The organism is Nocardioides daphniae (assembly GCF_004777465.1).
GTDB lineage: Bacteria > Actinomycetota > Actinomycetes > Propionibacteriales > Nocardioidaceae > Nocardioides > Nocardioides daphniae.
Window position 1 is genome coordinate 3,360,189 of record NZ_CP038462.1, and the last position, 21,117, is coordinate 3,381,305.

The following is a 21,117-nucleotide window of genomic DNA, read 5'->3' on the forward strand; positions in this document are numbered from 1 at the left end:
CGCGCGCCACCTACTGTTCCCGGACACCCGACCCCAGGAGGCACCGTGAGCACCCAGACGACTGGTCCGACCACCGTCCCGGCGCCCCCGACGCTGCCCACCCCGGAGGGCAGCAGCACCGTGCTGACCGGTGCGTTGCCGATGCTCGCGGGCTTCGGCTCGATGGTGATGATGGCCGGGATGTCGGGCGTGGGCCAGACCCGTGCCCTGGTGGGCGGCGGCTTCTTCCTGCTCTCCACCTCTCTGCTGCTCGGCACCCAGCTCGTGCGGCAGCGCCGGCAGCACCAGCAGCGCATCGACGACGTACGCCGGACCTTCCTGCGCCAGCTCGCCCGGGCGCGGGAGCAGGTCGACGCCGCCGCGTCGGAGCGCCGGGCCCGTCTTGAGGCCGAGCTGCCGTCGCTCCTCTGCCGGGTCCACGAGGCAGGCGCTGGGGGGCGTGAACTCGGCCCTGTCCGCATCGGCTCCGCCTCGCTGCCCCCTGAGCATGCGCCGCAGGTGTCACCGCCCGAGGACCCCGACCGCGCCGACCCGATGGCGGTGGGCGCCGTGCGGGCCCTGACGGCCGACGCGCGCCTGCACCGGGTGCTCCCGCTGGGCCTCGACTGGCGGGACTGGGACGAGGTGACCGTCACCGGCGACGCCGCCGAGCGGCTGGCCTTCGTACGACTGCTGCTGGCGCAGAGTGCGGCGGCGCACCACCCTGCCGCCCTGCGGATCGCCCTGCTGGCGCCACCCGAGGAGCTGCCCCACTGGGACTGGGTGAAGTGGCTGCCGCACCACCGCTCGGAGACCGAGCACGACGTGGCAGCCGGCCTCCGCCTGGTCCTGGCCCACGTCGAGGACCTGCCGGTAGACGAGCGCCGTCACACCCTGCTGGTCGTTGGCGAGCACCACTCCCCAGGGTCGGTGCCCGACGCCACCACGGTCGTGAGGCTGACCCCTCGAGACCTCGCCGAGCCGGTCAGCCGGAGGAGCGTCGTACGCCTGCACGGCACCACCGCGACGTGGCAGACCCCGGACGCGACGACCGGCTTCACGCCGGACCCGTGCAGCCCCACGCTGGCAGAGAAAGTCGCGCGACGCCTCGACGGCGCCCACCGGCCGTCGAGGGCCGAGGACCGCCCCGCCCTCGACGACCTCCCGTCCCTGATCGGGCTCCAGGACCTCGACGGCTGGTCACCGCAGACGACCTGGCCCACCCACCACTCGCGGCTGGCCGTGCCCATCGGGCTCGACGAGGACCACCGACCGGTCGTGCTGGACCTCAAGGAGTCGGCGCACGGCGGTGACGGCCCGCACGGGCTGGTGGTCGGCGCGACTGGGTCGGGCAAGTCGGAGCTGCTGCGGACGTTGGTGCTCGGTCTCGCCATGACGCACTCCCCCGACGACCTGGCGATGGTGCTCGTCGACTTCAAGGGTGGCGCGACCTTCGCCGGCCTCTCCGACCTGCCGCACGTCTCGGCCCTGGTCACCAACCTCGGCGACGACCTGTCGCTGGTCGACCGGATGGCCGACACGCTCACCGGTGAGCTCGTCCGCCGCCAGGAGCTGCTGCGGGCCCACGGCCACTCCTCCCTGGCCGACCACCGCGAGGCCCGTGCCCGCGACGCCTCGTCGGAGGCCCTGCCGAGCCTCTTCGTCTGCATCGACGAGTTCTCCGAGCTGCTCTCCGCCCGCCCTGAGTTCATCGACGTCTTCGTCGCCATCGGCCGCGTGGGGCGCTCCTTGGGCGTGCACCTTCTGCTGGCCTCCCAACGCATCGAGGAGGGGCGGCTGCGTGGGCTCGAGACGCACCTGTCCTTCCGGATCGGGCTGCGCACCTTCTCCGCCGCGGAGTCCCGCGCCGCGATCGGCGTCCCCGATGCCTTCTCGCTGCCGTCGGTGCCCGGCGCCGGCTACCTCAGCACCGGGACGGGCGGCCTGCGGCGGTTCACCGCGGCGTACGTCTCGGGACCGCCGCCCACACGCGTCGCCGCCGCTCCGGTCCAGCGCCGCCCGCTGCCCTGGACCCTGCTCCCCCTGCCCTGGCCGCCGACCGCGCCGGTCGACCGCCTGCCCGCTCCCACGAAGGCGTCGACGCTGAGCACGCTCGACCTCGTCGTACGCCGCGTCGCAGGCACCCCTCGGGCCCGCGCGATCTGGCTGCCACCCCTGGAGAAGTCGCTCTCGCTGGGCGAGCTGCTCGGGGACGTACGCCGCGACCCGACCCTCGGGCTGCACTCGCCGCGCGGTCGTTCCGCGCCCGGACGACTGGTTCCGGTCGGCGTCGTCGACCGACCTCGCGAGCAGCGCCGTGACGTCTGGACCCTCGACCTGACCGGAGCGACGGGCCACTGCGCCGTCGTGGGCGGCCCGCGCAGCGGCCGGACCACGGCGCTGCGCACGATCGTGGCCGGCCTCGCGCTCAGCGCCACCCCGGTCGAGGTGCAGCTCTTCCTCCTGGACTTCGGCGGCGGGGGCCTCGGACCGCTGGCGTCGCTCCCCCACGTCGTCGGGCACGCCGCCCGCGGTGACGACCTGCTCCCGCGGGTCACCCAGGAGATCAAGGAGGTCGTCGACCGCCGCGAGGCGCTCTTCCGCGACCACGGCCTCGACGGCTTCGAGGCGTACGTCCGTGCCCGCGCCGCCGGGCAGGTCGACGACGGCTACGGGGAGGTCTTCGTGGTCGTCGACGGATGGGGCACGCTGCGCGGCGACGACTACGAGCTCGAGTCCGCGCTGCAACGGCTCGCCGAGCGCGCCCTCACCTTCGGGGTCCACCTGGTGGTGGCCACGCCTCGGTGGGCCGACCTGCGCCCCGCCGTGCGCGACCTCTTCGGCTCCCGGCTGGAGCTGCGCCTCGGCGACCCGGCCGAGTCGGTGGTCCACAGGGCCCGCGCGGCGACCGTGCCCGCTTCCGTCCCCGGGCGAGGGCTCGTGGGCGTCGGCCTGCACCTGCTGACCGCTCTCCCCGCCCTCGACGAGAGTTCCGAGGTGGTTGACCTGGTGGCCGCCGTCGACCTGCACTGGAGCGGGCCCCGGCCCGCCCGGATCGTCCGACTTCCCGAGTCCGTCGACCTCGACGCCCTGCGCCGCGGCGCCCCCCCGCCCGTGCCCTCCTGCTGGGTGCCGACGGCGACCCGGAGCCGGTGGTGCTCGACCTCGACACGGAGCGGCACCTCGTCGTCCGGGGCACCCACGGCTCGGGGCGCAGCAGCGCGCTGCGGACGTACCTGCACGAAGTCACCCGGGTCCACACCCCGAGCGAGCTCCAGGTCGTCGTCGTCGACCCGCGCGGCACGCTCGAGGGGGTCGTGGGCCACGACCACCTGCTGCACCTCCTGGTCTCACGACGACAGACCGGGGCCGCCCTCGCCGACCTCGCCACCTACCTGGAGGGACGGGTGCCCGGACCGGGCGTGGACGCCGAGTCACTGCGCTCACGCAGCTGGTGGACCGGCGCCGAGGTGGTCGTGGTGGTCGACGACCACGACCTGGTCACTGCCGGCGGCGGGCAGGAGAGCGGGCTGCACCGGCTCGCACCGCTGCTACCCGTGGCCCGGGACGTCGGCCTGCGGGTCGTGGTGGCCCAGCGCACCGGACGTGGCACCCGCGGCCACGACCCGTTGGTCCAGGCGCTCACGGACCTCGACGCGGCCACGCTGGACCTGACCGCCACCCCCGACTCCCGTACGCCGCCCGGTCGCGCCCGCCTCACGACGCGCGGCCGCGCCCCTCGGGCGTTCCAGGTGGCGCAGGTGCCCGCCCGAACCCCCGTGGTCGCCGTCAGCGGCGACCGGACCTGAACATGCCTCGGGCGATCTCGCGCGCGGCCGTGCGCATGAAGTCCTTGAAGACCGGCGACTTCACCACCTGGTCGACGATGCCGTCGGGCTCCTTGGCCGGCGCCTTCTTGCGGGCGGGTGCCTTCTTCGCGGCCTTGGCCTCCGCCTCCGCCTCGCGGGCCTGCTCCTTGGCGGCAGCGTCCTCGGCGGCCTTGCGCGCGCCCTCCTCCAGCTTGGCGGTGAGGATCTCGTGGGCCGACTCGCGGTCGACGGGCTCGGCGTACTTGGCGTGGCGGGGGCTGGCCGCGACGACGGCCTGCATGGCGTCGGTGTCGGCGGCGCCCATGCGGGACTCGGGCGCGCGCAGCCGCGTCCAGGCGACCGGGGTGGGCGCGCCCCGCTCGCTCATCACGGTCACGACCGCCTCACCGATGCCGAGGCCGGTGATGACCTGGCCCAGGTCGTCGTACTCGGTCGTGGGATACGTGTTGACGGTGGCCTTGAGCGCCTTGGCGTCGTTGGGGGTGTGGGCACGCAGCTGGTGCTGGATGCGCGACCCGAGCTGGGCCAGCACCTCGTCAGGCACGTCGGTGGGGCTCTGGGTCACGAAGAAGACGCCGACCCCCTTCGACCGGATCAGGCGCACGGTCTGGGCGATCTGGTCGAGGAAGCCCTGGGAGGCGTTCTTGAAGAGCAGGTGCGCCTCGTCGAAGAAGAAGACCAGCTTGGGCCGGTCGAGGTCGCCGACCTCGGGCAGGTCGTGGAAGAGGTCCGCGAGCAGCCACATCAGGAAGGTCGAGAAGACGGCCGGCTTGCTGGCCAGGGTGGGCAGCTCGACCAGGCTGATCAGGCCGCGTCCGTCGGGCGTCACCTGGATCAGGTCCGCGGCCTCGAACTCGGGCTCGCCGAAGAAGACGTCGGCGCCCTGGGCCTCGAAGGCGATGAGCTCGCGCAGGATGACCCCGGCGGTCGCGCTGGAGAGCCCACCGAGTCCCTTGAGGTCGGCCCGGCCCTCGTCGCTGACGAGGTGCGCCACCACGGCCCGCAGGTCGGCGAGGTCGAGCAGGGGCAGTCCGTTGACGTCGGCGTAGTGGAAGATCAGCCCGAGGCTGGACTCCTGGGTGTCGTTGAGCTCGAGCACCTTGGCCAGCAGCATCGGGCCGAAGGCGGCCATGGTCACGCGCAGCGGGATGCCGATCCCGTCGCCGCCGATGGCGTAGTACTCGACCGGGTTCGACCTCGCCTGCCAGTCCTGCCCGATGGCGGAGGTGCGGGCGAGCAGCTTCTCCCCGCCCGCCCCCTCGAGGCTGAGCCCGGAGAGGTCGCCCTTGACGTCGGCCGCGAAGACCGGGACGCCCTGGGAGGAGAGCTGCTCGGCCAGGAGCTGCAGGGTGACGGTCTTGCCCGTGCCGGTGGCTCCGGCGACGAGTCCGTGCCGGTTGACCATCGCCAGCGGGATCCGCACCGGGACGTCGGTGACCGTCGCCTCGTCGACCACCAGGCCACCGAGCTCGATCGCGGGTCCGGTGAAGGCGTAGCCGTCGAGCACCTTCTGCACCACGGGGTGGCTGGGCATGTCGCTCATGGCTGCACCCTAACCAGCGGACGGACCTCCGAGCATGCACCCAGACCGTCGATATAGTCGCGGCGTGATCTTCAAGCGCGTGGGCGACGGTCGGCCCTACCCCGACCCCCAGCTGTCCTCGCGCGCCTGGGCAGCGATCCCGCCCAGCCAGGTCCGGCTCGACCAGCTGGTCACCACGAAGGACACCCTGCAGCTGGCCGCGCTGCTGGACGAGGACTCCACCTTCTACGGCGACCTCTTCGCCCACGTGGTGCGCTGGAAGGGCGACCTCTACCTCGAGGACGGGCTGCACCGCGCCCTGCGGGCGGCGCTCCACCAGCGCAGCGTCCTGCACGCCCGCATCCACGTGATCGACGGGGACGGCTGATGAGCCCCGCCGCCACCGCGCGGGTGACGCTGGCGTCCCTGGTCGCCCTCGTCGTCCTCGCCGCTGTCGTCGGCTGGGTCGCGCTGACCTCTCCCTTCCCGACGAGTGAGGACCTGCCTCCCTGCGTGGACACCCGGATCGCCAAGGGCCAGGAGGTCTTCCCGGCGCAGGTGACCGTCAGCGTCTTCAACGCCAGCAGGCGCAACGGCCTCGCCTCCCGCACCATGGGTGACCTGGCCGGCCGCGGGTTCGTCGAGGCCAGGACCGGCAACGTCCCCGACGCCAAGGTGCGCGGGGTCCAGATCTGGGCCGAGAACGCCAAGAACCCGGCCGTGGCGCTGGTGCGGGCGCAGTTCCGCAACGCCACGGTGGTCAAGGGCAAGGCGCTCGGTCCCGGCGTGGTCGTCGTCGTCGGCGACGGTCGGGTGCCGATGCGCGACGTCGGAAAGGCCCCGACCTCCGTGAAGTCCGTGGGCCCGGCGACGATCTGCAGCCCGCCCGGCTCCGCCGACACCCCCGCCTGACCGGCCGCCCGCTCCACCGCAGCGCCTGACCCTCACACCAGGTCGTGCACGAACTCCGACAGCTGGGTGAGGTTACGGCACTCCGTCATCGGCACGACCTCGCCGTAGACCGGCGCCGCGGAGTCGCCGGTCCCCCAGTGACGGGTGTGCTCGGGGTTGAGCCAGATGGCACGCCGTGACCGGTCGACCATGTCGGCCAGCACCTCCTCGGCGAGGTTGCGGTAGTTCGACCGCGCGTCCCCCAGGATCAGCAGGGTGGTCCTGGGGCCGAGCGCGTCGGCGTACTCCTCGACGAAGCGGCTGAACGCGGCCCCGTAGTTCGTCCGTCCGAAGCGGGCCGCGTGGGCGCTGCGGGAGGCGAGCTCGGCGAAGACCTCGCCCGGGTCGGCGCCCGGCCGGAAGACGTCGGTGACCTCGTGGACGTCGTCGACGAAGGTGAAGGCCCGCACCTTGGTGAACTGCTCGCGCAGGGCGAAGACCAGCATCAACGTGAACTGGGCGAAGTTGGCCACCGACCCCGACACGTCGCACAGCACGACGAGCTCGCTGCGGTGCGGCCGCTTCGGCCGGTGGTGGGTCTCCAGCGGCACCCCACCGGTGGCGAGCGACGACCGCACGGTCCGCCGGAAGTCCAGCGTCCCCCGTCGCCGCGCGTGCTGCTCCTTGGTCAGGCGTGTCGCGAGCTTGCGGGCCAACGGATAGAGCGCCTTGCGCAGCTCCTCCAGGTCGGCCTTGCGCGCGGAGGTGAACTCCAGCTTCTCGATCGTGGGGCGCAACGTCGTGCGCGCGAGCTCGACCAGGTCGCGCTCGGCGGCGAGCCGACGCAGCGCCTCGGCCTCCACCTGCGTACGGAAGCCCTGGACCCGGGCGCGGGCCTCCTGGTCGGCCTCCTCCTCGCCCATCCCCTGGCCCATCAGCGCCTCGACGAGCCGACCGACGAGCTCGTCCGGCGCCACCCGGCGCAGCGTGTTGTAGGGCGACCACCCGGTCTGCCCCGGTGCGCGCCCGGGCATCCGACCGAAGCGACCCATCGCCTCGGTCGCCATCTCCGGGCTCTGCTCGGGCGGCCCCTCGGACATCCGTTCGGCCAGCCGCTCGCGGAAGTCCCGCAGCTGCGCCGCCGAGTCGCGCAACCCGGTCTCGTCCTCGAGCGGCTCGGCGCCGGCGCCCTCCCCGACCAGCCGGGGGAACCACAGGTCGAAGAGGCCGTCGAAGGTGACGCGCTGGGTCTGCCGCTTGACCACGGTCGCGGCATAGACGGTGCGGACGGTCTCCCGGTCGTGCCAGCCCACCGCACCCAGTGCCGCCACCGCGTCGAGCCCCTCCGCGAGGGAGACGGAGAGTCCCGCCTCACGCAGGGCCTCGACGAAGCCGAGGTGGCGGTCCAGGAGCGACATCGACAGCTCAGCCAGGTTCAGTCAGGCTCGGGCTCAGGCGGGGATCACGGCGACGGGCACGTCGGAGTGGTGCAGCACGCCGCGGGCCACCGACCCCAGGGAGAAGCCGCTGAGGCGCTCCTTGGCGTCACGGCCGAGCACCAGTGCCTGGGCCTGGCTGGCCTCCTCGAGCAGGTGCCGGGCGGGCTGCCCGATGACCTGCACGACCTCGACCACCACGTCGGGGAAGTCGGTCGCCATCTCCTTGAGCCGCGTCTTGAACTCGGCGCCCGAGGCGGCCACCCAGTCGTCGAAGGCGGTGAGGTAGACCTGCGAGTCGGCGGTGAGCGCCGGGTGCGGCTCCCACACCTGCACGGCCTTGAGGTCGACGTTGCGCGCCTTCGCCAGCTCGAAGGCGAAGCGGAGCCCGGCCGTGTGGTCCTTGTCGACGTCGACGCCGACCACCACCGGGGCGTCGAGGCGCGACTGCGCCTCCCAGCCGTCGGGCACGACGACGACGGGCGCGGACGAGCGACCGGCGACGGCGATGGAGGTCGAACCCATCACGAGGCGGCCGAAGGCTCCCAGGCCGCGCTTTCCGAGCACGAGGACGTCGTACGACGCGGAGAGCTCCTGCAGCACCGGCACGGGGTGCCCGAGGGTCAGCGATGTCTTCACCCGCTCGGCGGGGAGGGTCTCGCGGGCCTTCTCGACGGCGGCACGCACCACCGGCTCGAGGTACTCGGTCGGGGAGATCTCGGGGACGTAGGGGCCGATGACCTCGTACGGCTCGGCGACCGTGACGACGAGCAGGTCGGCTCCGGCGGCCTCCGCGTGCATCACCGCCCAGTCGAGGGCGGCCCGGTTGGCGTCCGAGCCGTCGACGGCGACGGCGACGGTGCGGGTGGTGGTGGGAGTGGTCATCGTGTCCTCCTGTGTGCCTTGAGTTCGCGTACGGCCTTGTCGAGGTCGGACGCATGCTTGAGCACCGCGCCGAGCGTGGCGACGACGGCGGCCTCGTCGAGGTCACCGATCTCGAGCGCGACGAGGGTGCGGGCCCAGTCGATCGTCTCGGCGATCGAGGGGGCCTTCTTGAGGTCGAGGTCGCGCAGCCGACCGACGACCTCGACGACCTGGCGGGCGACGGCCTCGTCGACCTCGGGCACCTGTCCCATCACGATCTCGCGCTCCCGCTCGAGGTCGGGGTAGTCGAGGTGCAGGTAGAGGCAGCGCCGCTTCACGGCCTCGGAGAGCTCACGGGTGGCGTTGGAGGTGAGCACGACGAAGGGGCGGCAGGTGGCGGTGATGGTGCCGAGCTCGGGGATGGTCACCTGGAAGTCGCTGAGCACCTCCAGCAGCAGGCCCTCGACCTCGACGTCGGTCTTGTCGACCTCGTCGATCAGCAGCACCGTCGGCTCCTCGCGCCGGATCGCGGTGAGCAGCGGGCGGGTGAGCAGGAACTCCTCGTCGAAGATGTCGTCGTGGGTGCTCGACCAGTCCTGGTCACCGCCGGCGGCCTGGATGCGCAGCAGCTGCTTCTTGTAGTTCCACTCGTAGAGCGCACGGGCCTCGTCGAGCCCCTCGTAGCACTGCAGGCGCACGAGGTCGGCGCCGCACGCCCGCGCCACCGCCTTGGCGAGCTCGGTCTTGCCGACGCCGGCCGGGCCCTCGAGGAGCAGCGGCTTCTCCAGCGCGCCGGTCAGGAAGGTGGTCGTCGCGGTGGCGGTGTCGGCGAGGTAGCCCGCCGCCCGCAACCGCTCGGCCGCGTCGTCGGGGGACGAGAACCATCGCTGCCTCATGGGGCCAATGTAGGACCTTCACGGGGTGGCGCGCCCGCAAGGCCGGGAGACCTCACTCACACGCTCGGGCTAGGCTCGCTCCACCCAGCGACCAAGGAGACCCATGAGCCACGACCACGACCACGAAGAGGCAGTGCTGAGCATCGCCGCACAGATGATCGCCGACGAGTCCGCGGAGCACGTCGCGACCGTCAGCCACGAGAGCCCGGGCCTCCACCTCGAGCTCGTGGACCTCAGCGAGGGCGCCCCCGAGGACGACGAGTGGGACTTCGACCTCCCCGCCGACCTGGGCCTGAAGATCCTGCTGGGCGGCGTCGACCCGGAGGTGGCCGTGCAGCTGCTGCGTGCCGCCGCTGACTACCTCGAGGAGGCCATCGAGGAGGGCGACGACGAGGACGAGGACGACGACTGAGTTCGCTCGACACCTGACGACGACGCAGCCCCCGGTCATTCCGACCGGGGGCTGTGGCGTTCCTGCGGGGCAGGCGTGGCAGAGGGGGCGGGATTCGAACCCGCGGTAGGTCTCCCTACGACCGCTTTCAAGGCGGTTCCGATCGGCCGCTCCGGCACCCCTCCTCGGCGCCCTGGGGCGCTCGCGGAGCAGTCTAGGCGCTCCGACGACCCGCAGTCTCGGTGTGCCGCCTCACTCCGACCCGCCCGCCTCGAACTCCACCTCGTCGTAGGCGATGTCGTGCAGCCGCTGCAGGTGACGTCGTACGTCCGCGACCAGGCGCCGCACCTCGTACGACGTGCGGTCGACGTCCTCGACGCCCAGCACCTGGTGGCGCTGCACGGTGAGTCGGTCGAGCAGCACGTTGCGCTCGCGCACCGCGACCGACCGGCGCGCCTCGAGCCAGTCGACCGGACCGGGCGACTCCACCACCAGCAGCTCGCGCACCTCGTCGAGCCGGGCGAGCAGGGTCGCACGCCAGACCCCGAGCGGTCCGTCGGCGAGGCGGTCGAGGTCGGCGATGGCGCGGGTGAGTGCGTCGGCGCTGTCGGGCGCCTGCCGCTGGACGGGGATCGAGGGATCCAGGGCCCCTGCTCCGGATTTGCTCATGACGCCTCCCGAGAAGGTGAAATGCTCGTGACCCCCGAGTGTGACGTCCGTCACGTCACGCTGGCAAGGCCGTTTTGGAGGAGAGTTCACGGGTTGTGTTCAATCGGGTCGTGGTGTCCGACTATCGATTCTCCCCCGCCCTGACCGCCCGCCTGCTGGGACTGACGATGCTGGCCATGGCCGTCGTCGTCGCGCTCGTGACCCTGGGCGTCGCGGTGGCCAACTGGCACAGCGCCGTGCTGCTCGTGCCGTGCCTGGTCGTCATCGTCGCCGTCGTCGGCCTGATGGTCTTCACCAACGGCTGGGTCGTCCGGTTCACCGACGAGGGCTACCAGGTCCGCCGGATCCGCGGCGCCGGCGTCGACGCCGCCCGCTGGAAGGACGTCGAGGACGCCGTCACCAGCGAGCGACTGGGCTCGCCCGTCGTGGTGCTGCGGCTGCGCGACGGGCGTACGACGTCGATCCCCGTCGCTGTCCTCCACGTCGACCGCGAGGAGTTCGCCAACGACGTCGCCGCCCACCTCAACCGAGGTCACGGCATCCGGCCCCTGGGGGGCTGATTGGCGACCGGGCAGGCTGCCTTGTAGCCTGTGGTCGCTGCATGGAGGCGTCGCCTAGTCCGGTCTATGGCGCCCGCCTGCTAAGCGGGTTGAGGGTCAAACCTCTCGCGAGTTCAAATCTCGCCGCCTCCGCCAGTCAGGACTCCGCCCGAGCCACGCTCGGGCGGAGTCTTCGCATTTCGCCTCACGACCTCACGGATCTGCACATCTCTGCACGGCGGCGACGCGAGCGGCACCTTGCGCGGAGGGGTTTCGGTCTGCGAGTTTGGGTGCAGAGACCCCGCTGACTCGGCAGCGTCCCGTTCTACAAGTTCGTGCATTGCAGAAACTTGCAGTGCCATTCCGAGTGACGGAACTGATTCGTCACCCAAGAATGAGAGCAGTTGGGAACCCCACCCCCACTACCCCGAGAAGGTGACCAGATGAAGATCGCCCGCGTACTTGCCATTGCTGCCGTTGCTGCACTCCTCAGCGTCAACGCCAGCGTCGCGTCAGCCCAAGCCAAGCTCGACACGAGCTGGGGCTACATCAGCGGCGGAGGTCGCTGACAACTGGCAAGCGAGACCAGGTGCGTCCCCGATCCCCCGTCGGACCACGCATCCCACGCCTCCGCCAAGGCCGGTCTCGCGAGGACGACGGCAGCGACCCCAGGGCCGCTGCCGTCGTCCTTTCATGTCTCCTGACGACGCGCGTACGACGCGTCAGTCGCCGTCCGACTCCTCGAAGACCTCCTGGCCCGAGACTCCGCGGCGACCCATCTCGTACCCCAGCTGGAAGCGCGTCTGCGCCTCGAACTCGGCCTTCAGCTCCGAGACGTAGCCGGCGTAGGTGCGCGGGCTGACCCCGAGGCGCTTGGCGCTGGCGGGGTCGGCGTAGCCGGCGATCAGCATCCGGATCGTCATCGCCCGCTGCTCGGCGGCGATGTCGCGGCTCACCGTGCTCTCGCGGTTGGCGAAGGGGCGCGACCGCTCCCAGGTCCGCTCGAACATGTCGACCAGGTAGGCGACCATCGAGGGTTCGCGCACCGCCAGCGCCACGGCCAGGCCCTCGTGGCCGGGGACGACCGCGATCCGGCGGTCGACCACGATGAGGCGGTTGAAGAACTCGTCGAGCGTACGCACCTCCGCACCGCGCGCGCTGACGGCTGCGACGTACTTGTGGGTGACGCGGCTGCGGCGGGCCGAGTGCTGGTAGAGCGTGCGCATCTTGACGCCGCGCTCGAGGGCGGCGATGTCGCGCTGGGTGGCCGCGGCGAGGGTCGCGGCGTTGCGCCCCGTCTGCGGCTGGGCGGTCAGCAGCTCGAACTCGGCGTCGGCGACCACGGAGGCGATGAAGGGGTTGATGGCCTCGCCGCGCACCTCGGTGAAGGCACCGGTGGCGACGCCCGGCGCCTTGCGCCACATGTGGCCGAGGCCGGTGAAGGCCTGGGCCCAGTGCGCCGACTCGGAGATCAGCGTGGCGCCTTGCTGGCCCATCGGGGCGACGACGAGCGAGGAGACAGTGGACGGGTCGACCGGGACCATCCGGTCGCCCTCGGCGACGAGCAGGCCCATCCGCACGAGCAGGTCGAAGGCCGCTCGCGTCTCGGCGACGGCGAGGCGGGCGTCGTCGGCGGAGATGCTCCCCGTCGCGACCACGGCCTCGTACAAGGGGGTCGCGACCTGCTCGAACAGCTCCCTGTCCTCAGGGCCGTACTGGGGCACGGACCTCACCCTCTCGTCCCCGGCGTGCGCGGCAGAGCGCGCCTGACTTGCAGATAATTGCACACGTGGCGAGCAAACGTGGACGGCATACAAATGCAACCGGCCCCGGACTCCGAGGAGTCCGGGGCCGGTCGGCAGAACGAGTCCGCTCAGACGACTGAGATCACTCGCCGTCGGCCTCCAGGGCGGCCTTCACACGGTTGTGGGCCTCCCAGATCTCCTCGGCATGTTCGGGAACTGCTCGAGGTGCTCGGTGCGGTGACCGATCTCCTGCTGCCAGCGGGCGTTGTCGATGCGCAGGACGGCGTCGAGGTCGTCCGCGTCGATCTCGAGGCCCTCGAGGTTGAGCTCCTCCTTCTTGGGGAGGATGCCGACCGGCGTCTGCACGCCCTCGACCTCGCCGTTCTTGAGCTGCATGAGCCACAGGAGCGGACGCAGGTTGTCGCGGTAGCCGGGCCACAGGAAGCGACCGTCCTCGCCACGCTGGAACCAGTTGACGTGCGCGAAGAGCGGCTTGTCGCTGGCGGCGTTGATGATGTCGAGGTAGTGACGCGCGTAGTCGCCCTCGCCGTACGCCATGAAGGGGCGGTTCGACATGGGGTCGTAGCGCAGGACGCCCTCGGTGCCCTCGGCGGCGAAGGTGGCCTCCGCGCCCAGGGTGAGGCCGTCGTACACGCCCTCGGCGACGTCGGTGATCGCACGGATCAGCGGCTCGCGGTCACGGGTGCGGCCACCGAAGATGATCGCGTCGACCGGCACGCCGGCCGCCTCGTCCCAGTCGGGGGCGATGTTGGGGACCTTGGACAGCGTGGTGGTGAAGCGGCTGTTCGGGTGCGCCCACGGGTCGTCCTTCTGGGCCTCGGTGCGCTCCGAAATCAGGTTGCCGCGCCAGTCCTCCCAGCCGGTGACGTCGGCCGGCGGGTTCTTGGTGCGACCCTCCCACCAGACCTCCTGGGTGGTGGGGTTGTAGGCGACGTTGGTGAAGATGGCCTCGCTGGACTCGTCGATCGAGCCGAGCGCGGTCGGGTTGGTGGTCTCGTTGGTGTCCTTGGCGACACCGAAGACACCGTTCTCCGGGTTCATCGCCATCAACTTGCCGGTCTTCTCGTCGACCCACAGCCAGGCGATGTCGTCGCCGTAGAAGTAGACCTCGTAGCGGTCGCCCAGGGCGTCCGGCGGGAGCATCATGGCGAGGTTGGTCTTGCCCGAGGCGCTCGGGAAACCGCCGGTGACGTGGTAGGTCTTGCCGGTCTCCTTGTCCTTGATGCCGATGAGCATGTACTGCTCGCCGAGGAACTTCTTGGAGGACCAGCCGTCGTACGCAGCCTGGCGCAGGCCGTGGGCGATCTTGCCCAGGAGCGCGTTGCCGCCGTACGAGGAGCCGTAGTGCAGGATCGTGCGCTCGTCGGCGACGGTCACGAACCAGCGCTGGTCGTCGTCGGTGCCCTGGCCCAGGTTGGGGAGGTCGCCGGTGACGTGGACGGCGCGGACGAACTGGTTCTGGTCCTCGAGCTCGTTGACGAAGCAGGCGCCGACGCGAGCCATGCGGATCATGTGGAGCACGACCGGACGGTTGTCGGTCAGCTCGACACCCACGCCCCACGGCGCGAGGGCGTTGCCCGCCGGTGCCATCAGGTAGGGGATCACGTACATGGTCTTGCCGGCGGAAGCGCCCTTCATCTTCTCGTGAAGGAGGGGCTTCATCTCCGAAGCCGGCTTCCAGTTGTTGTAGACGCCCTTGTCCTTCTCGTCGTTGGTCGCGACGACGGTGCGCTCCTCGGAGCGGGCGGTGTCCTTGTGGTACGAGCGCGAGTAGTAGCGGCCCTTGCCGGCCGGCAGGAGCTCACCTGCGTCGAGCGCCTCCTGGATCAGTCGAGCGTCGTCGTCAGCAGACACCACCTCGACCCGCTCAGCGCCGGTGAGGTCAGCGTACTGCTGGACGTACTCACGCACGTGCGGGTTGGTGATGCCCGCCGCGTCGAGGACTGCTTCAACGTCTGCCATCGTGCCTTGCTCCAATTCATGGAATGTGCCGGTGATTCCGGAGGGCTGGCGCCCGCCCTTTTGTGTGTGCAGCAGGGCTGCGCACCATCCCCCTCGATCTCACCGAAGCGTTAGATGCGCAACCACGGTAATCCGCACGCCTCCCGCGCTGGCGCGCGGGGAGGTCCCCCGCATCATGACAGCCGCGCGCGGTCTTACCAAACGAGCCCGTGCTGTGGCGACGGTCACGAATTTCGGCGTACGTCCCGGGCTGCTGGTCGAGCAGCCGGAGCCGCCGCGAGCGTCGCGGCCGGCCAGGGAGGACTGGGTTCTGCGCCGTGCGGTGGGTGGTCCGTGAGGCGGGCGGTCACCAGTTCCTGCCGTCAGGGTACGCCCGTTGTCGGCCCCCGCCCTCCGGCGTCCGCTCCCTGTCACCTCGCGCCGCCCGGGACCCTGATTTCGCATCCCGTCGACTGTTCGGCTAATGTCTACCGAGTCGCAGCGCCGAGCGCCACGACGGGCGCCTGTAGCTCAACGGATAGAGCATCTGACTACGGATCAGAAGGTTTGGGGTTCGAATCCCTACAGGCGCACAGACCAGAACCGCAGGACCATCCACCGGATGACCTGCGGTTTTGTCGTTTCTGAATGGCGCCTGCTGCGCTCCGCGGCATCTGTCGCTCGCCAGTTGACAGCGATCTTGACAGCAACGACGTTCATTCCGTGTCCTCCGGGGCCTCTTCGCCGAAGAGCCCGCCCAGCTTGTTGAGGGCGTCGCGCTTGTCGTCCAGGGACACGTGCGCGTAGACGTTCATCGTCATCTCCAACGCCGAGTGGCCGGCGATCTCCATGACGATGCGGGGCGGCACGCCCAGGGCCAGAAGTACGGAGACGCATCCGTGGCGGAAGTCGTGCATGCGCACCTTCCGCACCCCAGCTGCCTTGAGCGATGCCTGGACGAACTTGGAGCAGTTGTCCGGATCGATCGGTGTGCCGATGGGCGTGGTGAAGACGAACCCCGACGAGGGCCAACGCTCCGCCAGGTCCACCCGCTCCTTCTCCTGATGATCCCGGTGGTCGCGAAGCACCTCGGCCACGACGTCGGGCAGCGGAAGGGTCCGGCGAGAGCGAGCCGTCTTGGTCGGCATCACTTGGAGCTTGCCGTCCACGCGATGGAGCCCCTGGTTGACGGTGAGCGTGCCGGCCTCCAGGTCGACGTCCTCCCAGCGGAGCCCAAGGGCCTCGCTGCGACGAAGACCGAGCAGAGCAATGACGACGAGCAGCGCGTGGAGTCGGTTGTCACGTGACTGCCGAAAGAGCACCTTCACCTCGTCGACCGTCAGGGGCTGCCGTTCTGCGCGCGGTGCTGACGGTGGGCGTACGAGCTTCGCCACGTTCTTCTCGATGAGTTCCTCGCGGACTGCGTCCTCGAGGGCTGCCCGCAGCGTGGCGTGGACGTACCTGATCGTCCTTACCCCTCGCCCGGCCCGTCCCAGCGAATCAAGGTAGAGCCGCACCTCGCGGGCGGTCAGCTTGCCCAGCTGCCGTGTGCCGAGGTCCGGGACCAGGTATTTGTCGATGTGGAAGGCGTAGTGGCTCAACGTGTTCGGTCGGACCCTGGGGGCCACGATTTGCTCCAACCACTCGCCAAGGAACCGCTCCAGCGTCAGCTGCGTGGAGGGGATGGGAACCCCGTTGTCCGACTTGGAGCGCAAGTCAGCGAGCTTCGTCTCGGCCTCCTTGCGGGTCTTGCCGTAGACCTGACGACGGACGCGGCGGCCGTCTGACTGATTCACGTACAACTCGCCCACCCAGCGCCCGTCCTTGCGCTGGTAGATCGAACCTTCTCCGTTGGAACGCTTGCGGTTAGCCACTGGTGACCTCCAGCGCAGCGACGTAGTCGGCCAGGGCACGAGCCGAGATACGGCGCGAGTTTCCGACCTTGACCGACCGGAGCTCACCGACTCGGATGAGATCGAAGATGCGGTGGCGACCGACGTTGAGGAAGCGAGCTGCCTGCTCACAGGTGAAGAGCAGCGGCGGGATCTCGTCGCTGCTGAGCAGCCAGACGTTGGGCCGCACGGTGACCGGCTCCGGGCCGGTGGTCGTCTGCGGCATCTCGAACAGGTGCTGGGTCATCGTGAGCCTCCTGGGTTGCGGTACCCCGTCCTCCCGAACGGAGAGGTTCTGCTTGGTGCGTCGCCCGTCAAGGGCACTTCGTGTCACTACGTGAGTTCGCTTCGCTCCCCCTTGACCGACGCCACCCCAAGCAGGGGGCGCTGGTTATCGGGAGGACGGGGTGGTGCGTTCGTGGGGCCTGCTCGCGCCTTGGCGGCTTCGTAGTCGGTGCGCCACTGGATGCGTTGTGCGATGGCACGAGTCATCACCTGGCGATAGACGGGAGCTCTGGCTTCGAGCGGATCCCACACTCGCCACTGGAAGCGCTGTTGGCCGTCCTCCCGGACCACGCTCGCGTCGATACGTTCGAGCTCGGGCACCTCGACGCCAGCAGCCAACAGGGTCTGGCGGACGACCTCTGCCCGGTCGGCCTGATGGATCTTGAGTGTCTTGCCGGTCCACTTGCGCGAGACCAGGACTCGCCGGCCACCGCATCCCAAGGTGTGTTCGGCGTGGGCCTTGGAGCCGCATGCGCCGGGAGCCATCCCCTCCGCAGCCTCGGAAGGCTGGATGCCGAAGCGCAGCCAGTTGCTGCACCGCGGGGAGCAGGGCAGGTGGCGGATCTCTTCGTGGAGTCGGCGAACGTGTGCGCGCTGGCGTCGGGTGAGCTCTGGCCGCGTTGAGCGAGTCGGTGAAGCTCTTGGCCAGGTACTTCGTCAGGTAGGCCACGCGGCGGTCAGCGTCGCCTTCGGAGGCGATGATCCCTTGCATGTCGACCTGAGATCCGAGCCGGAGGGTGTGAGCAGGGCGGGCCTCAGGATCGGCATCGAGCTCGTCCATGGCCTCGTCCCAGGTCGGAAGCGGCACGCCCGTCGCAGGGTCCACGTAGCCGTGCTCGTCAGTCCAGACGGGCAGCTCGTCGTCGAGGTAGCGAGGCGTGGAGTGGTCCGGCCACCAGACCTGGTGGTAGGTCGCTCGGCTCACGGCGCGCAGGAGCTCGCGCGGGATGGCACCGCGGATCGCGGCGTGCAGGTGCGGAGCCCCGCGGCGTTGTGCCTCGACGGTGGCGAAGTACTGGACCTGGTAGCCGGTGGAGCGGCGCAGGTTCTGCCAGACCCGGTCGATCAGCTTGGGGAAGTGCATGGCGTCGAGGGCCGCGCGGCGGTAGTTGTAGGTCTTCGGGTTGCGGGGTGTCCCGTCCTCGCGTACGGCTCCGTAGCTGGGCAGCGTGAAGGTGACGAACATCGACGGCCGGTAGGTCTTGCCGGTGCGGCTGATGAACGTGGATCCGACGGTGCGCTTCTCGATGGGCAGGTGCGGCAGGTCGGGCGCGTCCTGACGACGCCGGGTCGAGCGCACGCGGCGGGTGGGCTTCCGATCCGGCTTCTCTTCGGGGTCCTTGGGCTCAGGTCCGGGCGGTTCTTCCTCGAGGTGCCAGCCTTCTCGGCACTGTTGCATCCGCAGCACCCGGCGCTTCTGCGCACATGGCGGGCACTTCGAGGCGAGGGTGGCGCCGCACGGGGTGGCGACGACGCGGACGTGTCCGGTGTCGGTGTCGGTGACCTCGTGGACGACGGGGCGGATGCAGACCCCGTTGGCTTCGGCCAGCTCACGGATGGCGGTGGTCGGGAGCCTGTTCCACATCACGCAGCCCCGTTCGCGTGCGATTCCTTGGCCTCGACCTCCGGGGTGCGATCACGACCGGCGTAGAAGGCGCTGGTGACGCGGTGATGAGAGGCGAAGTCGGCACAGGCGTCGGCAACGGGACAGGCGCGACAGACGGCTTCAAGGGCCTGCTGGGCGCCTTCGCTACGGTCCTGGGGTTCCGCGATCCAGGGAAGGTCTGGAAAGCGACGGCACAGGGCGTGATCACGCCAGTCGTCGTTCATGCCACATCCTCCCTCGATCGGGGGCGTCGACGGGGACCGAGCGAGTCACGCACTGCAGCCACGTCGATCTCGCGTGTTTCGGGGGCGGCGTACGTCTGGGCGACCTCGCGGATGAGCTCGTCGCTCGCATACCCGGCACGGACGAGGATGGGATGTCCGCCGTCCTCCGGCACGACGTAGCCAGTGCCTGGGACGTCTCGCCTGATCCGGTGGCAGTGGGCACCCGTCAGGGCAGCGGTCTCGCCCAGGACCATGGTGGTCTCACTGATGTCCTTGAGCCGAAGACCGACCATCTGGGTGAAGAGGCCCCGCGACGGGATGACTTCCTTGCGGGGATCCTGCAGGCAGGCGAAGACCATGAAGCCGGGCGCCCGGCCTTGCGAGCACAGAAGGTTGATGGCCGTCTCTGCCCGGCGCTGGAGCTCGCGCTCGTTGTTGTAGGCGGTGAGGGCGGCCAGCTCATCGATCATGACGATGTGCAACGGGTTCTCCGTGGTGGCGCAGTGTGAGCGTTGCGTGCCGGCGTACTGCCGAGCTCGTTCCTGCATGTCCGCAACCAGGTCCTCGAGCAGGGCGACTGCCTCGACCGCGTCGGTGGCGACACTCGTGAAGAGACCGCGGCCCATGAGCACCTCCATTCCGGCCTTGAGGTCGATCCCATGCAGGTGGACCGAGCCGGCACGCACCGCAGGAGCGAGTGCCACGGCGAAGGACCAGAAGACCGAACCCTTGCCAGCACCCGAGCTCCCCGCCACGAGCGTGTGAGGTCCCAGTGCAAGGCGCCAGGGGCGGCCGTCCTCCTGACGGCCGAGAGTTGCGTGCTCGAGCGCCGTCACCTCGTCGGGCACGGTGCTGGGGAAGGTGGCGCGAAGGCTCTCCACCACCGTGAAGATCATGCGAACGTCACGCGGCCCGTGGGACTCGAGCCGCAGGCGGGAGGCCTGGACGCCCGAGCGCAGAGGCTCTGACACGGCGGCGAAGTGCTGCAAGGTCTGTCCGAGCAACGGAGTCACCAGAAGCTCGACGTGAGGACCACGCACACGGCGTCTGCGAACCGTTGGGCAGGCACCCTCCCTGTCGAGACCGCACGAGGCACAGACATCAGGCCAGGCACGGACCAGGTTGCGTGCCTTCCGTCGGGCCGCGAGAGCGACGGAGAAGCGGGCGTAGGACGCAGGGCGCCGTCGCGCCCACAGACGAAGTCCGATGGCACCGGCCAACACCAAGGCACCGGTGGTCAGGAGCCATCCGGGAAACCACCAGGCCAGGGCCACCGCGAAACAGAGCGCAGCGGGCCGCGCGAGGAAGGCGCGCCCGAACTGGATCCACCATCGGACTTCGTCGTGGACAGTCACCTGAACTCCTCAGGCCGCTTCGGGGTCGCCGTTTTCCATGCGACGCCGGGCAGCGGTCAGAGAGTTCATCGCCTCGATCAGGGTCGACCGGGTGATGAACAGGATGCTGTCGACCTCGTCGCCGGGCGCGCCGTTGAGGAGCTTGAGCACGTAGTTGACCGTGTCGTACGCGTCGTCGAGCCGGGTGATCAAGCGGTGCAGCTCAGCCCTGGCCTCGTGAGTGTCCTGGGCCCCGAGGAAACGGCACCACTCGCTGATGCTGGCTGTGGAAGCCATCAGTCCTCCTCCTTCACGGAGAGCACCACGTAGAGGTCGCCAAGGAAGGCGGACCAGAAGTGGGGCTCGGGGTTGAACCCGTGCTCGACCTCGTACTCCGAGGCACACGCGGCCTCTCGGAGCGTCTCGAGGTCGGCGACGGTGCTGGCGACGATCCGGGCGACGGGGAGGTCGGGGACGCCGTCCTTCTCCCGAGGGGCGGAGATCTGGACGGACGCCACCTCTCCCGCGCTCCCGAAGACATCGCGGACGACCCTGGCCCAGTCGAGCAGGTCGCCCAAGGCCCATGCACCCCAGCGCGCGGGGGCGCCGTGGGCGCTCACGCGCTGGCCTTCACCGGCGCGGGCTTGGCACCCCTGGCGGGCTCCCTGACACCACCAGCTCGCAGGGACCAGGCGAGCTTCGAGAAGTTGCCGTTGTCCTCGATGTAGGGGGTGGCCGTGAGGTTGTCGAACTCGACCGGAGTGAAGGGCAGGCCGTCGAGGCTGGTCGGCAGGACGGGCTGCACCTTGGCGAGGATCTTGACGCTCATGGTGCGGTTGGCCTTGCGGGCGTCGGGGTCACCGTCGACGACGTCGACGGACCAGAGCAGGACCCCGGTGTCGGGGTCGGTCGCCTGGACCAGGTTGTCCTTGGTGGAGCGGTCGTAGTCGCGGACCGGCTGCACCTCGCCGACGGCGTAGGCACCGAACGGGAACACGACCCCGAAGTCGACGGGGATCTTTCGCGGCATCGCCATGGCTGCCTCCTGTGGT

Annotated in this window: 21 protein-coding genes, 3 tRNA genes and 2 pseudogenes; 9 read left to right on the forward strand and 17 right to left on the reverse strand. The window is 70.3% G+C overall.

Translation table 11 applies throughout. The features are described from left to right. Positions 1–45 precede the first annotated feature (45 nt). Together eccCa and E2C04_RS22190 are read left to right on the forward strand one after the other, a co-directional pair. Positions 46–3,069 (forward strand): annotated as a pseudogene (gene eccCa, locus E2C04_RS16540) (type VII secretion protein EccCa); the annotation flags it as partial. 65 nt (positions 3,070–3,134) lie between these two features. Further along, positions 3,135–3,788 (forward strand): FtsK/SpoIIIE domain-containing protein, encoded by a 654-nt coding sequence (locus E2C04_RS22190; protein WP_420873112.1) that lies wholly within the window; start codon positions 3,135–3,137, stop codon positions 3,786–3,788. Here E2C04_RS22190 and E2C04_RS16545 read toward each other — a convergent pair. Further along, positions 3,769–5,352 (reverse strand): helicase HerA-like domain-containing protein, encoded by a 1,584-nt coding sequence (locus tag E2C04_RS16545; RefSeq protein WP_135833439.1) that lies wholly within the window; start codon positions 5,350–5,352, stop codon positions 3,769–3,771. The genes E2C04_RS22190 and E2C04_RS16545 overlap by 20 nt on opposite strands. A gap of 64 nt (positions 5,353–5,416) precedes the next feature. Here E2C04_RS16545 and E2C04_RS16550 point away from each other — a divergent pair, with 64 nt between their 5' ends. Beyond that, positions 5,417–5,719, forward strand: a complete 303-nt coding sequence (locus E2C04_RS16550; RefSeq protein WP_135833846.1) for a type II toxin-antitoxin system VapB family antitoxin — start codon at positions 5,417–5,419, stop codon at positions 5,717–5,719. Continuing rightward, positions 5,719–6,243 (forward strand): LytR C-terminal domain-containing protein, encoded by a 525-nt coding sequence (locus E2C04_RS16555; RefSeq protein WP_135833440.1) that lies wholly within the window; start codon positions 5,719–5,721, stop codon positions 6,241–6,243. The genes E2C04_RS16550 and E2C04_RS16555 overlap by 1 nt, the downstream gene beginning before the upstream one ends. Positions 6,244–6,275: 32 nt before the next feature. On the opposite strand, the gene E2C04_RS16560 is transcribed toward E2C04_RS16555, so the two are convergent. Genes E2C04_RS16560 through E2C04_RS16570 form a run of 3 tightly spaced genes read right to left on the reverse strand, consistent with a single transcriptional unit; the run spans position 6,276 to position 9,418 of the window. Continuing rightward, a complete protein-coding gene (locus E2C04_RS16560; protein ID WP_135833441.1) occupies positions 6,276–7,640 on the reverse strand; it encodes a vWA domain-containing protein in 1,365 nt (454 codons plus the stop codon). Between the two features lie 33 nt (positions 7,641–7,673). Next, positions 7,674–8,543: a universal stress protein gene (locus tag E2C04_RS16565; RefSeq protein WP_135833442.1), complete on the reverse strand. Its 870-nt coding sequence runs from the start codon at positions 8,541–8,543 to the stop codon at positions 7,674–7,676. After that, positions 8,540–9,418: an AAA family ATPase gene (locus E2C04_RS16570; RefSeq protein ID WP_135833443.1), complete on the reverse strand. Its 879-nt coding sequence runs from the start codon at positions 9,416–9,418 to the stop codon at positions 8,540–8,542. Before E2C04_RS16570 ends, E2C04_RS16565 begins: the two co-directional genes overlap by 4 nt. A gap of 103 nt (positions 9,419–9,521) precedes the next feature. Here E2C04_RS16570 and E2C04_RS16575 point away from each other — a divergent pair, with 103 nt between their 5' ends. Next, on the forward strand, positions 9,522–9,830 hold the full coding sequence (locus E2C04_RS16575) for a hypothetical protein (RefSeq protein WP_135833444.1): 309 nt from the start codon (positions 9,522–9,524) through the stop codon (positions 9,828–9,830). Positions 9,831–9,906: 76 nt separating this feature from the next. Here the strand turns inward: E2C04_RS16575 and E2C04_RS16580 are convergent. Both E2C04_RS16580 and E2C04_RS16585 read right to left on the reverse strand, forming a co-directional pair. Then, positions 9,907–9,994: transfer RNA gene (locus E2C04_RS16580), tRNA-Ser, on the reverse strand. A gap of 67 nt (positions 9,995–10,061) precedes the next feature. Further along, a complete protein-coding gene (locus E2C04_RS16585; RefSeq protein WP_135833445.1) occupies positions 10,062–10,478 on the reverse strand; it encodes a hypothetical protein in 417 nt (138 codons plus the stop codon). Between the two features lie 110 nt (positions 10,479–10,588). Between E2C04_RS16585 and E2C04_RS16590 the strand changes: the two genes are divergently transcribed. The 3 genes from E2C04_RS16590 (at position 10,589) to E2C04_RS21165 (ending at position 11,586) form a co-directional block, all read left to right on the forward strand. Continuing rightward, positions 10,589–11,038: a hypothetical protein gene (locus E2C04_RS16590; RefSeq protein ID WP_135833446.1), complete on the forward strand. Its 450-nt coding sequence runs from the start codon at positions 10,589–10,591 to the stop codon at positions 11,036–11,038. 43 nt (positions 11,039–11,081) lie between these two features. Continuing rightward, positions 11,082–11,173: transfer RNA gene (locus E2C04_RS16595), tRNA-Ser, on the forward strand. Positions 11,174–11,460: 287 nt separating this feature from the next. Beyond that, complete coding sequence (locus tag E2C04_RS21165) at positions 11,461–11,586, forward strand: hypothetical protein (protein ID WP_268234018.1); 126 nt, start codon at positions 11,461–11,463, stop codon at positions 11,584–11,586. Between the two features lie 153 nt (positions 11,587–11,739). Here E2C04_RS21165 and E2C04_RS16600 read toward each other — a convergent pair whose 3' ends face one another. Both E2C04_RS16600 and E2C04_RS16605 read right to left on the reverse strand, forming a co-directional pair. Beyond that, the gene (locus tag E2C04_RS16600; RefSeq protein WP_135833447.1) at positions 11,740–12,741 is read right to left on the reverse strand and encodes a LuxR family transcriptional regulator; all 1,002 of its coding nucleotides are present in this window, start codon (positions 12,739–12,741) and stop codon (positions 11,740–11,742) included. 192 nt (positions 12,742–12,933) lie between these two features. Then, positions 12,934–14,745, reverse strand: coding sequence for a phosphoenolpyruvate carboxykinase (GTP) (locus E2C04_RS16605; RefSeq protein WP_238694350.1), 1,812 nt, complete (start codon positions 14,743–14,745; stop codon positions 12,934–12,936). 499 nt (positions 14,746–15,244) lie between these two features. On the opposite strand from E2C04_RS16605, the gene E2C04_RS16610 reads away from it, so the two are divergent. After that, positions 15,245–15,317: transfer RNA gene (locus tag E2C04_RS16610), tRNA-Arg, on the forward strand. Positions 15,318–15,440: 123 nt separating this feature from the next. Here E2C04_RS16610 and E2C04_RS16615 read toward each other — a convergent pair. From E2C04_RS16615 to E2C04_RS16650, 9 genes and pseudogenes are all read right to left on the reverse strand, one after another. Then, entirely contained in the window at positions 15,441–16,598 is a 1,158-nt protein-coding gene (locus E2C04_RS16615) for a tyrosine-type recombinase/integrase (protein ID WP_158630738.1), read from the reverse strand. After that, positions 16,591–16,863, reverse strand: coding sequence for an excisionase family DNA-binding protein (locus tag E2C04_RS16620; RefSeq protein WP_202977821.1), 273 nt, complete (start codon positions 16,861–16,863; stop codon positions 16,591–16,593). Before E2C04_RS16620 ends, E2C04_RS16615 begins: the two co-directional genes overlap by 8 nt. An 86-nt stretch (positions 16,864–16,949) precedes the next feature. Continuing rightward, complete coding sequence (locus E2C04_RS18285; protein ID WP_194098869.1) at positions 16,950–17,387, reverse strand: replication initiator; 438 nt, start codon at positions 17,385–17,387, stop codon at positions 16,950–16,952. 4 nt (positions 17,388–17,391) lie between these two features. After that, positions 17,392–18,486 (reverse strand): annotated as a pseudogene (locus E2C04_RS22195) (replication initiator); the annotation flags it as partial. Further along, a complete protein-coding gene (locus E2C04_RS16630) occupies positions 18,486–18,731 on the reverse strand; it encodes a WhiB family transcriptional regulator (RefSeq protein ID WP_135833449.1) in 246 nt (81 codons plus the stop codon). The pseudogene E2C04_RS22195 and the gene E2C04_RS16630, both read right to left, overlap by 1 nt. Further along, positions 18,728–20,086, reverse strand: coding sequence for an FtsK/SpoIIIE domain-containing protein (locus tag E2C04_RS16635; protein ID WP_135833450.1), 1,359 nt, complete (start codon positions 20,084–20,086; stop codon positions 18,728–18,730). Before E2C04_RS16635 ends, E2C04_RS16630 begins: the two co-directional genes overlap by 4 nt. A gap of 9 nt (positions 20,087–20,095) precedes the next feature. Further along, positions 20,096–20,362 (reverse strand): hypothetical protein, encoded by a 267-nt coding sequence (locus E2C04_RS16640; protein ID WP_135833451.1) that lies wholly within the window; start codon positions 20,360–20,362, stop codon positions 20,096–20,098. Further along, positions 20,362–20,685, reverse strand: a complete 324-nt coding sequence (locus E2C04_RS16645; RefSeq protein ID WP_145965140.1) for a hypothetical protein — start codon at positions 20,683–20,685, stop codon at positions 20,362–20,364. Before E2C04_RS16645 ends, E2C04_RS16640 begins: the two co-directional genes overlap by 1 nt. Further along, entirely contained in the window at positions 20,682–21,101 is a 420-nt protein-coding gene (locus tag E2C04_RS16650; protein WP_135833453.1) for a plasmid replication, integration and excision activator, read from the reverse strand. Before E2C04_RS16650 ends, E2C04_RS16645 begins: the two co-directional genes overlap by 4 nt. Positions 21,102–21,117 lie beyond the last annotated feature (16 nt).

What these genes read in the sequence shown, in the direction of transcription:
- E2C04_RS16570 (WP_135833443.1), bottom strand. Translation starts at nt 9,418, where the DNA reads ATGAGGCAGCGATGGTTCTCGTCCCCCGACGACGCGGCCGAGCGGTTG.
- E2C04_RS16575 (WP_135833444.1), top strand. Translation starts at nt 9,522, where the DNA reads ATGAGCCACGACCACGACCACGAAGAGGCAGTGCTGAGCATCGCCGCA.
- E2C04_RS16650 (WP_135833453.1), bottom strand. Translation starts at nt 21,101, where the DNA reads ATGGCGATGCCGCGAAAGATCCCCGTCGACTTCGGGGTCGTGTTCCCG.
- E2C04_RS16560 (WP_135833441.1), bottom strand. Translation starts at nt 7,640, where the DNA reads ATGTCGCTCCTGGACCGCCACCTCGGCTTCGTCGAGGCCCTGCGTGAG.
- E2C04_RS16545 (WP_135833439.1), bottom strand. Translation starts at nt 5,352, where the DNA reads ATGAGCGACATGCCCAGCCACCCCGTGGTGCAGAAGGTGCTCGACGGC.
- E2C04_RS18285 (WP_194098869.1), bottom strand. Translation starts at nt 17,387, where the DNA reads ATGGCTCCCGGCGCATGCGGCTCCAAGGCCCACGCCGAACACACCTTG.
- E2C04_RS16555 (WP_135833440.1), top strand. Translation starts at nt 5,719, where the DNA reads ATGAGCCCCGCCGCCACCGCGCGGGTGACGCTGGCGTCCCTGGTCGCC.
- E2C04_RS16640 (WP_135833451.1), bottom strand. Translation starts at nt 20,362, where the DNA reads ATGGCTTCCACAGCCAGCATCAGCGAGTGGTGCCGTTTCCTCGGGGCC.
- E2C04_RS16565 (WP_135833442.1), bottom strand. Translation starts at nt 8,543, where the DNA reads ATGACCACTCCCACCACCACCCGCACCGTCGCCGTCGCCGTCGACGGC.
- E2C04_RS16630 (WP_135833449.1), bottom strand. Translation starts at nt 18,731, where the DNA reads ATGAACGACGACTGGCGTGATCACGCCCTGTGCCGTCGCTTTCCAGAC.
- E2C04_RS16620 (WP_202977821.1), bottom strand. Translation starts at nt 16,863, where the DNA reads ATGACCCAGCACCTGTTCGAGATGCCGCAGACGACCACCGGCCCGGAG.
- E2C04_RS21165 (WP_268234018.1), top strand. Translation starts at nt 11,461, where the DNA reads ATGAAGATCGCCCGCGTACTTGCCATTGCTGCCGTTGCTGCACTCCTC.
- E2C04_RS16605 (WP_238694350.1), bottom strand. Translation starts at nt 14,745, where the DNA reads ATGGCAGACGTTGAAGCAGTCCTCGACGCGGCGGGCATCACCAACCCG.
- E2C04_RS16585 (WP_135833445.1), bottom strand. Translation starts at nt 10,478, where the DNA reads ATGAGCAAATCCGGAGCAGGGGCCCTGGATCCCTCGATCCCCGTCCAG.